Source organism: Natroniella acetigena, from assembly GCF_023227745.1.
Lineage (GTDB): Bacteria > Bacillota > Halanaerobiia > Halobacteroidales > Halobacteroidaceae > Natroniella > Natroniella acetigena.
The window spans coordinates 24154-36644 of sequence record NZ_JALKBX010000002.1 but is presented as its reverse complement, the minus strand read 5'-3'; the positions used below and the strand labels follow the sequence as shown (position 1 = coordinate 36644).

Genomic DNA, 12491 nt, shown 5'->3' with positions numbered 1-12491 from the left:
GGTACAAAATCATGAAAATGTCACAGATGTATATTCCAACTTTAAAAGAGACTCCAGCTGATGCAGAGGTTGTGAGCCATAAACTAATGTTAAGAGCTGGTTTAATGAGAAAGTTAAGTTCAGGTGTCTATACATATTTGCCGCTAGGATATAGAGTAATTAAGAAATTTGAAGATATTGTACGACAAGAAATGGATCGAGCAGGAGCACAGGAATTATTATTACCAGCTTTACAGCCTGCAGAATTGTGGGAAGAATCAGGAAGGCTAAAAAATTATGGACCTGAATTGATGCGATTAGAGAATAGACAAGGCAGAGAATTTTGTTTAGGGCCAACCCATGAAGAAGTAATTACCAATTTGGTGAGGGATGAAGTTAGATCATATAAGGATCTACCATTGAATCTCTACCAGGTCCAAACTAAATATCGTGATGAGATTAGACCACGATTTGGGGTGCTACGTGGTAGAGAGTTTATTATGAAAGATGCTTATAGCTTTGATACTGATCAAGCAGGTTTAGAAGAGAGTTATCAGCAGATGTATGATGCTTATCAAGAGATCTTTACTAAATGTGCGTTAGATTTTAGATCTGTCAAAGCAGATACTGGTACAATTGGCGGAAAAGACTCTCATGAATTTATGGCTTTAGCTGAAGCAGGAGAGGATATAGTTGTTTATTGTGAAGAATGTGGCTATGCTGCTAATTTAGAGTTAGCAACTTCTCAGGTTGAAGTTGAAGAAAATGAAGAAGCGTTAAAGGAGTTGACAGAGGTTGATACACCAGATGCAACTACTATGGAAGAGTTGGTTGCAGAGTTAGAGCTTCCGTTAGATAAGATGATTAAAGCTTTATTTTACCAAGCAGAAGATGAAATAGTACTAGCTTTGGTACGCGGCGATTATGATCTTAATGAGATCAAGTTAGCTAATCTATTAGATGTAGTCAATCTTGAATTGGCTGGAGAGCAAGTTTATGAAGAGTTAGAGACTGTCAAAGGATTCAGTGGACCAGTCGGTCTTGATGGTCAGGTTAAAATAATTGCTGATAAGTTGGTAATGAAACTAACTAATGTTGTAAGTGGAGCGAATAAAGTAGATAAACATTATATCAATGTTAATCCAGAGCGTGACTTTACAGTGACTGAAGTTGCTGATATCCGCAGTGTGAAAGAGGGAGAAAGTTGTGTAGAATGTGGTGCTGGGCTGAGTTTGACTTCTGGAATAGAAGTAGGTCAAGTCTTTAAACTAGGAACCAAGTATAGCCAAGCTTTAGAAGCTAGTTTTTTAGATGAAAATGGGAAGAGTCAGCCGTTAGTAATGGGTTGTTATGGAATTGGAATTACCAGAACAATAGCTGCAGTGATTGAACAAAATTATGATCAATATGGCATTAAATGGCCTAAGGCTTTAGCTCCTTATATGGTTCATTTATTGCCGTTAGGAAATGATGACCAAGTAAGCGATAAAACAACTGAATTATATGATCAATTATCAGCAGCAGGAATTGAAACATTAGTTGATGATCGAAAAGAAAGAGCAGGAGTCAAGTTTAATGATGCTGATTTAATTGGTTGTCCAATTCGAATTACAATTGGTTCTCGCTCTTTGGCAGAGGGTAAATTAGAAGTTAAGATGAGACAGACGGGAGAAGAATTAGAGATTGAAGCTGATCAAGCTTTAACTGCAATCAAAGATTTGATAGCTCAGTTAAAGTAACTAGGAGGTTATTTATTAATGCAGATTGCTGCTGTGATTCCTGCTTATAATGAAGGAGATACGGTTGCTCAAGTAGTAACTCAAGTTAAAAATCATCGTTTGATTGATCAAATTACTGTAGTTAGTGATGGCTCAACTGATAATACGGCTATTGAAGCTACTCAAGCTGGAGCTAACGTTATTGAATTGGAGTCAAATCAGGGTAAAGGGGCTGCGATGCAGGTTGGAATAGAAAATAGTAAGAGTGATATAATTCTCTTTTTAGATGCTGATCTATTGGGGTTGACAGCTGAGCATATTGATCAGTTGTTAATGCCCCTAATTAAGCAACAGACTGAAATGACTATTGGAGTCTTTGCTGATGGCAGGATGGTTACTGATTTGGCCCAAAAAATTGCTCCTTTTTTATCAGGACAGAGAGCAGTAAAGCGGAGTGTATTAGAAGGGGTTTCGGATTTGAATATGACCAAATTTGGTGTAGAGGTAGCTTTAACTCAACATATTAAAGAAAATGATATTGAAATTAAGGAGATCGAACTTCATGATCTATCTCATGTCTTAAAAGAGGAAAAGTTAGGTGTTGTAAAAGGCTTTAAATCTAGACTTAAAATGTATTGGGATATAGCAAGGAATTTTTCGTGGTTTAAAAATAAGATAAAATAGATCAAATGTTGCTTGTAAAAACAAGCAACATTTGATCTTTAGGGGGTGATAATAGTTGGAAGCGCTAGAAATCGTTTCACGTTTATTATTAGCTTGCTTATTAGGGGGGCTGGTAGGTCTAGAAAGGGAGCGAAGTTATAGACCAGCAGGATTTAGAACTTATATCTTGGTAGCAGTAGGTTCAACTTTGATTATGACAGTTTCCTTAAAAGTTCCATTATTATATGAAGGGGTATTGTCTGATCCAGGTGATCCTGGTCGAATTGCTGCTCAAGTTATCAGTGGGATTGGTTTCTTAGGAGCAGGAACTATTATTAGAGAAGGATTTTCGGTTACGGGACTAACAACTGCTGCTGGTTTATGGACAGTTGCTGGAATTGGCTTAGCTGTAGGAGCAGGTTTTTATTTAAATGCGGTAATTGCTACTATCTTAGTAATGATAACGTTAACACTTTTAATGCAAGTTGACTTCAGACTCTATAATAGTCAAAAATTGTATTCATTACGAATTAAAATTTTTGATCAGGTGGGTTCATTAGGTAAGATTGCTTCTGTATTAGGTGAAAATGAAATTCAGATTACTGATACATGTATAGAACATTGTTATAAGGAGGCTAATAATGTTTATATTAATTTAAAGATACAGAAATCCGAGGAAGTTGACCAAAACCAATTGATTGGGGTGTTGACTGAACTGCCAAGTGTTATTAGTGTTCAGATTAAGGATCTAGATTAAGGGAGAGATTAGAATGGCTAAAGTAGTAATTAAACCTAAAGGTGATAGTTGTATGTTTAAAGAACGATTAAAAGAAGAATTTACCAGTCAAGAACTAGTCAATAAAATAAAGGTTCTTAGAGTTGAAGTTGATCTCGATGATAATCAGTGTCAAGTCAAGTTTAAGTTGCCCCAAGGGTTTGAAATTGTTGAACAGTTAGAAAAATTAGGGACTGAAATGATTTCTAAAGGGCAGTTTAAGTATCAAGTTGAATATTATGATCCTGAGTTATCTTTAGAGTTAATTTTGACTGAAGAGTGGGAGGAGATAATTAAGAAGATAAGAGAGCAGTTGCCACAGACTAATGGTTGGCTTTCGTTATCTCGTTGGCGAGTAGAAGATGAATTGTTGATTGTAGAAGTTAAGAATAAAATGGCAATTGAAGCATTAGAGAAGAAGAACTGTCATCAGATTTTAGCTCAAATAATTGAACAAGAGTATAATCAACAAGTTAAAGTTAAGTTTGGCTTAGGAGATTTTGAGGATGAATTGGCAAAGATTAAAGATGAGCAAACTAAGGAAAATGATGCTTATATGAAGAGTTTGGTTAACTCTATTGCTCAACGAGAAGAGGCAGGAACTAAAGCTGATCAACCTCGAGGTGAAAGCTTAAATAAAGTTTGGTTGGGCAATGAGATAAGCGGACAACCGACTGCTATTAAAGAGATAGTAGGAGAAGAACGAAGGATAGTTATTGCTGGCGAAGTATTTGATTTAGAAGTTAGGGAGTTAAAAAGTGGTAGAAATTTAGTTATATTTTATTTAACTGACAGTACTGATTCAATTACAGTCAAAGTCTTTGAGAAGCAAGGAGGGGCTTTAGCTAAGAATATTGCTAAAGGATGTTGGGTTAAAGTACAAGGACCAGTCAAGTATGATAAGTATGATCATGAATTGAGCTTGATGGCTAATGCAGTCATGCCTATTGTACCTGAAGTTAAGGAAGATGATGCAGCAGAAAAGAGAAGTGAATTGCATTTACATACTAAGATGAGTGCAATGGACTCAGTCGTTGATGTAGGAGAGGTAATTAAGAGGGCTGATGAGTGGGGTCATCTAGCAATTGCAATTACTGATCATGGGGTAGTACAGTCTTTCCCACATGCTTACAGTGCTGCTGTAGATAGAGATATTAAAGTAATTTATGGTCTAGAAGCATATTTGGTCGATGATGGAGAGCCGATCGTTTTAAATCCAACTGAGAAGAAATTAACAGAAGAGAGCTTTATAGTCTTTGATTTGGAAACGACAGGTTTTAATCCTCATTCTGATCAAATTATAGAGATAGGAGCAGTTAAATTAGAAGCTGGGGAGGTAATTGATACTTATCAAACTTTTATTAATCCAGAAGCTTCTATTCCAGCTGAGATTACTGAATTGACAGGGATTACTGATCAGATGGTGGAGTTGGCCCCTAAATTAGAAGTAGCACTTGAAGAGTTTGTGGATTTTATTGGAGAAGCTACTGTAGTAGCTCATAATTTGAGTTTTGATTTAGGGTTTATTGAAGATAAGTTACGCAGACTAGAGAGAGAAAAACTAACTAATACCGCTGTAGATACTTTGAATTTATCTCGAGCATTATTACCAGAGTTAAAGAGTTATAAGTTGAATAAATTGGCTAAAAAGTTTAATAAAGATTTAGAAAATCATCATCGAGCTATTGATGATGCGACTGTGACTGCTGAAATATTTGCAGAATTAATAGATTTAACTCTTGAGCAAGATATTTCTGTTTTAGCAGAGGTAAATCAATTGACAAGTAAGATTGATTATAAGCGAGTTAGACCTTATCATACTACTATTTTAGTTAAGAATTTAGTGGGTCTTAAAAATCTTTACAAATTAGTTTCAAAAGCTCATATTGATAATTTTCATCGTGTGCCTAGAATTTTAAAAAGTGAATTATTAGAGAATAGAGAAGGGTTGATTATTGGTTCTGCTTGTGAAGCGGGAAAGTTATATAAAGCAGTATTGAATGGGAAACCTGAACAGGAATTGATGGAGTTAGCTAAATTTTATGATTATCTTGAATTGCAACCGATTGGTAATAATAAATTTTTATTGGCCCAGGGAACAGTTAAATCTTTAGAGGAATTACAAGAGATTAATCAGAAGATTTATCAACTAGGAAAGAAATTAGGAAAGCCTGTAATTGCTGCTGGTGATGTTCACTTTTTAGATCCTGAAGATAGCATCTATCGCCAAATCTTAATGGAAGGACAAGGTTTTGATGATGCAGATCAGCAAGCACCATTATACTTTAGAACAACTGCTGAAATGTTAGAGGAGTTTGATTATTTTGAGCCGGAGGTAGCTAAAAAGCTAGTAATTGATAATCCAAATCAGATAGTAGAAATGATTGAAGAGATCAAGCCAATTCCCGATGGGTTATTTACGCCAACTATTGAAGGGGCAGAAGATAAAATTAGGTCAATGACCTATAATAAAGCGGAAAGACTCTATGGCAGTCCATTACCAGAAATTGTAGAAAAAAGGTTAGAGAAAGAGTTGAGTTCGATTATTGGAAATGGTTATGCAGTAATTTATTTAATTTCAAAAAAATTAGTTAAGAAATCATTAGATGATGGATATTTAGTTGGTTCTCGTGGTTCAGTTGGTTCGTCTCTAGTAGCTACTATGACCGATATTACAGAAGTGAACCCTTTACCACCTCATTATAGATGTTCAGAATGTAAATATAATCAATTCTTTACTGATGGTTCTGTGGGAGTAGGGGTCGATCTGTCAGATCAAGAATGTCCTGAATGTTCTAGCCAGTTGGTTAAGGATGGTTTTGATATTCCGTTTGAAGTCTTTTTAGGATTTGAGGGAGATAAAGTACCAGATATAGATCTTAACTTTTCCGGGGAGTATCAGCCGCAGGTTCATCAGTATACAGAAGAGTTATTTGGAGCAGAATATGTCTATCGAGCAGGAACAATCTCTACAATTGCCGATCGTACTGCTTATGGTTTTGTCAAAGGCTATGCTCAAGATAATGATTTACCGTTACGAAAAGCTGAGATTAATCGTTTAGTTGCTGGTTGTACGGGGGTAAAGAGGACGACCGGTCAACATCCTGGAGGGCAGATAGTTGTACCACAAGACAAGGAGATCTATGAATTCACTCCGATTCAGAAACCAGCTAATGATATGAATACCGATACGCTGACGACTCATTTTGATTTTGATTCAATTCATGATAATCTATTGAAACTCGATATCTTAGGGCATGATGATCCAACAAGTATTCGGATGTTACAGGATCTAACCGGTGTTGATCCCCAAGAGATCTCCTTAGAAGATGAAGAGACTATGGCAATCTTCTCCAGTATTGAACCATTAGGTGTCAGTCAAGATGAGGTAGGAGTTGAATTAGGGACTTTGGGTATTCCAGAGTTTGGAACCAGTTTTGTTAGGGGGATGCTAAAAGAGACTAAACCGACTACCTTTGCTGAACTGGTAAGGATTAGTGGATTGTCGCATGGAGCAGATGTCTGGTTGAATAATGCTCAAGATTTAATTAAGCAAGGAGTAGCAGAGTTAGCAGAAGTAATCTCTGTTCGTGATGACATTATGAATTACCTATTACAGAAGGGAGTAGAACCTTCCACAGCCTTTTGGATTATGGAACATGTCCGTAAAGGAAAGGGATTGACAGCAGAGGAAGAAAAAGCGATGAGAGATAATGATGTGCCTGATTGGTATATTAAATCTTGTAAAACGATAAATTATATGTTTCCTAAAGCTCATGCAGCTGCTTATGTGATGATGGCTTTTCGAATTGCTTACTTTAAGGTTCATTATCCTGAAGCTTTTTATAATACTTACTTTACTATTAAAGCGGATGCTTTTGATTCACAAATTGTGTTACAAGGAAAAGATTTTATCAAGAAAAAGATTAATGAAATTAAAGCTAAGGGTAATGATGCGACAGCTAAAGATAAGAATACATTAAAGGTTTTACAGATAGTAATTGAAGCAATGGCTAGAGGTATTACCTTTAAAACGGTTGATATTTATCAATCTCATGCTAAAGAATTTCAGATTACAGATGAAGGGTTGTTACCCCCTTTAGTCAGCCTACAAGGCTTAGGGGAGAGTGCAGCAGAGAGTTTAGTTCAAGCACGTCAAGGGGATGAATTTACATCAATAGAAGATCTGGTTAATAGAACTGGTTTAAGTAAAACAGTAATTGAAGTCTTAAAGGAGATTGGTGCTGTAGATGATTTACCAGAGACTAATCAATTATCTCTCTTTGGAATATAGTTTGCAAAAGGGTTAATAATATGCTAAAATGTAATATATATTTGTTGATATCTACACTAACGGAGTGGGTAAAGAACCCACTCTTTAATTATGCAATAAAATTAATTAGTCGAATAAGAATAAATGATACTAAAATTTGGGAAAATAAAGTTCAAGGGAGGAGAAAAAGCATGGGAAAAAGTGTAGAGCGTATTGTAATGGAATTAGCAGAACCGATAGTTGCAAATCAAGGATTGGAATTAGTTGATGTAGAATATAATAAAGAAGGACCGAATTGGATTTTAAGGGTCTTCGTTGATAATATAGATGGTGTATCTTTAGATGATTGCCAACAGGTAAGCCAAAATTTAAGTGAACAATTGGACTTAGAAGATCCAATAGAACAATCTTATCTGTTAGAGGTTTCATCACCAGGAATTGATCGACCGTTAAAGAAAAAGCAAGATTTTGAAAGATTTAGTGGAGAGTTGGTTGAGATTTCTACATATGCACCGATAAATGGGGAAAAAGAGTTGATGGGTAAGTTACTTGGTCTTGAGGATGAGAATGTTAAGATTAGTTTAAATGGTAAAGAAGTGAGTATACCATTTGCTAAAATTGCTAAAACTAAGTTGGCAGTTGAATTTTAGGCTAGAAGGAGAGGAGTTAAAAAGATGAATGTTGAGTTAATTCAAGCTTTAAATGATATTGAAAAAGAAAAGGGGATTCCTAAAGCAATGCTACTTGATGCAATTAAAGCAGCATTGAAATCGGCTTATAAACGGGATTTCGGTTCTGCTGGAAGTGTAGAGATAGATATAGAAGAAGATACTGGTGAAGTAAGTGTTTACTCTACTAAGGAGGTTGTTGAGGAAGTAGCTAATCAAGATGAGGAAATTTCATTGACTGAGGCCCAGCAGAAGAATCCTAATTATGAACTGGGAGATCAAGTAGAGATTGAAGTAACCCCTGGTAATTTTGGTCGGATTGCAGCTCAAACAGCTAAACAAGTTGTTATTCAGCGAATCCGTGAAGCAGAACGGGATATTATTTATGAGGAATTTTCCAATCGAGAAGGAGATATAGTAACAGGGATTGTCCAACGCCATAACAAAAAGAATGTGATTATTGATTTGGGAAAGGCGGAAGCAATCTTAATTCCGCCAGAACAAATACCAATTGAAGAGTATGAGCAAGGGGATCGGCTCAAAGTTTATATTGTTGAGGTTAGTGAAACTACCAAAGGGCCAAACATTTTAGTTTCAAGGACACATCCAGGACTATTAAAGAGATTATTTGAGTTAGAAGTTCCTGAGATTCATGATGGAACTGTAGAAATTAAAGCTGTAGCAAGAGAGGCAGGATCACGTTCTAAGATTGCTGTTCACTCTAATGAAGAAGATGTAGATGCTGTGGGTTCTTGTGTTGGCCCTAATGGTTCTCGGGTACGGATTATTGTTGATCAATTAAATGGGGAAAAGGTTGATATTGTGCACTGGGATGAAGATATTGCAACGTTTGTCTCTAATGCTTTAAGTCCTGCTGAAGTTATTGATGTAGAGGTTGATGAGGCAGAAAATGTAGCTAAGGTAATTGTACCTGATTATCAATTGTCTTTAGCGATTGGGAAAGAAGGACAAAATGCTAGATTAGCTGCTAAATTGACAGGGTGGAAGATCGATATTAAGAGTGAATCGCAGTCGGAAGAGAAGGATTCGGGATTATTCTAAAGTTGTTTGTGTAATGAATAAAATTACAAATTAATATTACAAATTAATAGTGAGGTGTTAATTAATGGGGATTAGAATTTATGAGTTGGCTAAGGAACTAGAGTTAGAAAATAAAGAATTAATTGAGATATTACAGGAGTTAGGATTAGATGTTAGTAGTCATATGAGTACAGTAGAGGAAGATACTGCTGAAATGGTGATGGATATGGTATTAGGAACTGATGAAGATGAAGTTGATCAAGAGGCAGATATAATAGAAGTTAAAGGAAAATTAACTGTTAAAGAGCTAGCTGAAGAGATAGAGATTGAACCTAATAGTTTAATGACTGAATTGATTAACCTAGGAATTATGGCTACAATTAATCAAGAGCTTGACCTTGAAACAGTTGAGATGGTAGCAGAAGAGTATGGTTATCAGGTAAAAGATGTTAAAGAAGATGACACTGAAGATGATATTTATGGATTGGTAGCAGATATTGAGGATGCTCCAGCTGATTTGTCAACTAGGCCACCGGTAATTACTGTAATGGGACATGTGGATCACGGAAAGACTACTCTATTGGATGCGATTCGAAAAGCAAATGTAACAGCTGGTGAAGCTGGAGGGATTACGCAACATATTGGAGCTTATCAAGTTGAAGTAGATGATCAGATGATTACTTTTTTAGACACGCCAGGGCATGAAGCATTTACTTCGATGAGGGCTCGTGGTGCTCAAGCAACTGATATTGCTATTTTAGTAGTTGGAGCTGATGATGGAATTATGCCACAAACTGTTGAAGCTATTAATCATGCTAAAGCAGCTGAAGTGCCAATTATAGTAGCTGTTAATAAGATTGATAAACCTAATGCTCAACCAGAGAGGGTTAAGCAGGAATTAACAGAACATGGTTTGGTAGTTGAAGAATGGGGTGGAGATACGATCTGTGTTTCAGTCTCTGCTTTGAAGCAGCAGAATCTGGATGAATTATTGGAAATGATAATTTTGACTGCTGAAATGGAAGAGTTGACAGCCAATCCTGATCGAGCAGCACATGGAGTGATAATTGAAGCTGAATTAGATAGAGGTCGAGGTCCAGTAGCTACTGTTTTAATTAAGAATGGAACTTTAAAAGTAGGAGATCCTATTGTAGCAGGTATGGCTTCGGGAAGAGTAAGAGCGATGATTAATGATCGAGGAGAAAGGATTGAAGAGGCAGGTCCTTCTACTCCAGTTGAAGTATTGGGTTTATCTGAAGCACCAAAAGCTGGAGATTTATTAGAAGTTTTAGAAGATGATCAAGCTACAAGAGAGGTTGCTAATAAACGTGAAGATAAAAGAAGAGCTGATGAATTAAGTCAAAATACAACAGTCAACCTTGATGATCTATTTGCTCAAATTCAAGAAGGAGAAATTAAGAATTTAAATATCGTAGTTAAAGCTGATGTACAAGGATCAGTTGAGGCATTAAAAGAATCATTATTGAATTTGAGTACAGAAGAAGTTCAAGTTAAAGTTGTGCATGATGGAGTAGGAGGAATTACTGAAACTGATGTTATGTTGGCTTCAGCTTCTAATGCAATTATTATTGGATTTAATGTGCGTCCTGGGGCTAATGCACGTAAGGTTGCTGAAAAAGAAACTGTTGAAATTCGTACTTATCGAGTTATTTATAGAGCAATTGAAGAGATTAAGCAAGCAATGGAAGGTTTATTAGATCCTGATTATAAAGAGGTTGTTTTAGGTCAGGTAGAAGTTAGAGAAACTTTTAAAGTACCTAAAGTGGGTACAATTGCTGGGTCTTATGTTAAAAGTGGTAAGGTTAATAGGAATGCTAAAATTAGATTAATTAGAGATGGAAAGATTATAAAAGAGGGAGAAATTAGTTCTCTTAAGCGTTTTCAGGATGATGTGCGTGAGGTAGCTGAAGGATATGAATGTGGGGTTGGAATTGAAGATTATAATGATATTAAAGTAGGAGATATTATGGAAGTTTATGATTATGAAGAGGTTAAAAGAACTCTATAAATTGATAGGAGATGATAGGAATGGCTCGCCATCGTTCACAGAGAGTTGGGGAATTAATCAAACAAGAGGTAAGTGATCTATTACAAAAAGAGATTAAGGATCCACGAATCGGTTTTGTAACTGTAACTGATGTAGAGGTTTCTGGTGATTTGCGCCATGCTAAAGTTTTTGTCAGCATTTTGGATGGTAAGAAAGAGGAAACTATGGAAGGATTACAAGCTACAGAAGGGTTTGTTAGAAGAGAAATTGGTCAAAGAATTAGATTGCGCCATACTCCAGAAATTATTTTTAGGTATGATGATTCAATCGAAAAGGGAACGCGCATCTTTGAAATATTAGAGAAGATAGATGAGGACGGAGAAGATGAATGAGAAGATTTCTGCAGTAATTAATTCAATTAAGGATGCTGAAAATATCTTACTAACCGGTCATATCAGTCCTGATGGAGATAATCTGGGTTCTATGTTGGCTTTAAAATTGATGATGGAGCAATTAGGAAAAAAAACTACTATTATCATAGATGATTCTATTCCTGATTGCTTTACATTTTTACCTAATATTGAAGAAGTACAACAGTATGAAGAGGGTTTAACAGTAGATGTTGACTTAATTGTAGTAGTAGATAGTAGTAACTTGGAGCGAATAGCTAGAGTGCAGGAGTTAGTTACAGAACAAATAGTCATTAACATTGATCATCATGAGGATAACAATTTATTTGGAGATTATAATTTAGTAGCTGAGGTTGCTGCTACAGTAGAATTAATTTATAACATCCAACAAGAAATGAAAGAAGTAGAATTGACTTCTGAGATAGCAACAGTATTAGCAACCGGTTTGATTACTGACACAGGCTCTTTTCGTTATTCTAACACTACCAGTCTGACCCATCAGATTATGGCTGAACTATTGAATTATGGTGTAGATCCATCTTTAATTGCTAAACATGTACTAGAGACTAACTCCTATCAAAATTTAATCTTACGTGGTAAAGTCCTACAGGATTTACAAGTTGATTCAACGGGAAAGATAGCTTGGTTAAAGGTTAGCCGAGAAATGTTAGAAGAAGTTGGTGCTGAGTTAGAAGATACTGAAGGGTTGGTCAATTATCCTCGTACTTTAAAAGGAGCAGAGGTTGGAGTTTTATTTAAAGAAGTTGAGGAGCAAGAGATTAGAGTTGGCTTAAGATCTAATAATTACTTAAAAGTTAATCAAGTAGCAGACTTATTTGGTGGCGGAGGTCATCCGCGAGCGGCTGGCTGTACAATTAATCTTAAATTAGAAGAGGTAGAAAAAGAAGTAATCAGGGCAATAAAAGAGCAGCTAGCTAAAGATAAGTAAAGTCTCC

Annotated in this window: 9 protein-coding genes; all 9 read left to right on the top strand. The window is 35.9% G+C overall.

Translation table 11 applies throughout. From position 1 onward, the window contains the following. Positions 1-11 precede the first annotated feature (11 nt). The gene (locus MWH25_RS00740; protein WP_248624763.1) at positions 12-1718 is read left to right on the top strand and encodes a proline--tRNA ligase; all 1707 of its coding nucleotides are present in this window, start codon (positions 12-14) and stop codon (positions 1716-1718) included. Positions 1719-1736: 18 nt separating this feature from the next. Beyond that, positions 1737-2381 carry a glycosyltransferase family 2 protein gene (locus MWH25_RS00735; protein WP_248624761.1) on the top strand — a complete coding sequence of 215 codons (645 nt, stop codon included), beginning with the start codon at positions 1737-1739 and terminating at the stop codon, positions 2379-2381. Between the two features lie 55 nt (positions 2382-2436). Continuing rightward, on the top strand, positions 2437-3117 hold the full coding sequence (locus MWH25_RS00730; RefSeq protein ID WP_248624758.1) for an MgtC/SapB family protein: 681 nt from the start codon (positions 2437-2439) through the stop codon (positions 3115-3117). Between the two features lie 13 nt (positions 3118-3130). Further along, positions 3131-7429 carry a PolC-type DNA polymerase III gene (locus tag MWH25_RS00725; RefSeq protein WP_248624756.1) on the top strand — a complete coding sequence of 1433 codons (4299 nt, stop codon included), beginning with the start codon at positions 3131-3133 and terminating at the stop codon, positions 7427-7429. A gap of 170 nt (positions 7430-7599) precedes the next feature. Then, entirely contained in the window at positions 7600-8058 is a 459-nt protein-coding gene (gene rimP, locus MWH25_RS00720; RefSeq protein WP_248624754.1) for a ribosome maturation factor RimP, read from the top strand. Between the two features lie 24 nt (positions 8059-8082). After that, positions 8083-9138, top strand: a complete 1056-nt coding sequence (gene nusA, locus MWH25_RS00715; RefSeq protein WP_248624752.1) for a transcription termination factor NusA — start codon at positions 8083-8085, stop codon at positions 9136-9138. A gap of 64 nt (positions 9139-9202) precedes the next feature. Next, complete coding sequence (gene infB / locus MWH25_RS00710) at positions 9203-11146, top strand: translation initiation factor IF-2 (RefSeq protein WP_248624750.1); 1944 nt, start codon at positions 9203-9205, stop codon at positions 11144-11146. Between the two features lie 20 nt (positions 11147-11166). Next, a complete protein-coding gene (gene rbfA, locus MWH25_RS00705; protein ID WP_248624748.1) occupies positions 11167-11517 on the top strand; it encodes a 30S ribosome-binding factor RbfA in 351 nt (116 codons plus the stop codon). Further along, on the top strand, positions 11510-12484 hold the full coding sequence (locus MWH25_RS00700) for a DHH family phosphoesterase (protein ID WP_248624746.1): 975 nt from the start codon (positions 11510-11512) through the stop codon (positions 12482-12484). The genes rbfA and MWH25_RS00700 overlap by 8 nt, the downstream gene beginning before the upstream one ends. The last annotated feature ends 7 nt before the right edge of the window (positions 12485-12491 follow it).

What these genes read in the sequence shown, in the direction of transcription:
- MWH25_RS00740 (WP_248624763.1), top strand. Translation starts at nt 12, where the DNA reads ATGAAAATGTCACAGATGTATATTCCAACTTTAAAAGAGACTCCAGCT.
- MWH25_RS00735 (WP_248624761.1), top strand. Translation starts at nt 1,737, where the DNA reads ATGCAGATTGCTGCTGTGATTCCTGCTTATAATGAAGGAGATACGGTT.
- MWH25_RS00725 (WP_248624756.1), top strand. Translation starts at nt 3,131, where the DNA reads ATGGCTAAAGTAGTAATTAAACCTAAAGGTGATAGTTGTATGTTTAAA.
- rimP (WP_248624754.1), top strand. Translation starts at nt 7,600, where the DNA reads ATGGGAAAAAGTGTAGAGCGTATTGTAATGGAATTAGCAGAACCGATA.
- nusA (WP_248624752.1), top strand. Translation starts at nt 8,083, where the DNA reads ATGAATGTTGAGTTAATTCAAGCTTTAAATGATATTGAAAAAGAAAAG.
- infB (WP_248624750.1), top strand. Translation starts at nt 9,203, where the DNA reads ATGGGGATTAGAATTTATGAGTTGGCTAAGGAACTAGAGTTAGAAAAT.
- rbfA (WP_248624748.1), top strand. Translation starts at nt 11,167, where the DNA reads ATGGCTCGCCATCGTTCACAGAGAGTTGGGGAATTAATCAAACAAGAG.
- MWH25_RS00700 (WP_248624746.1), top strand. Translation starts at nt 11,510, where the DNA reads ATGAATGAGAAGATTTCTGCAGTAATTAATTCAATTAAGGATGCTGAA.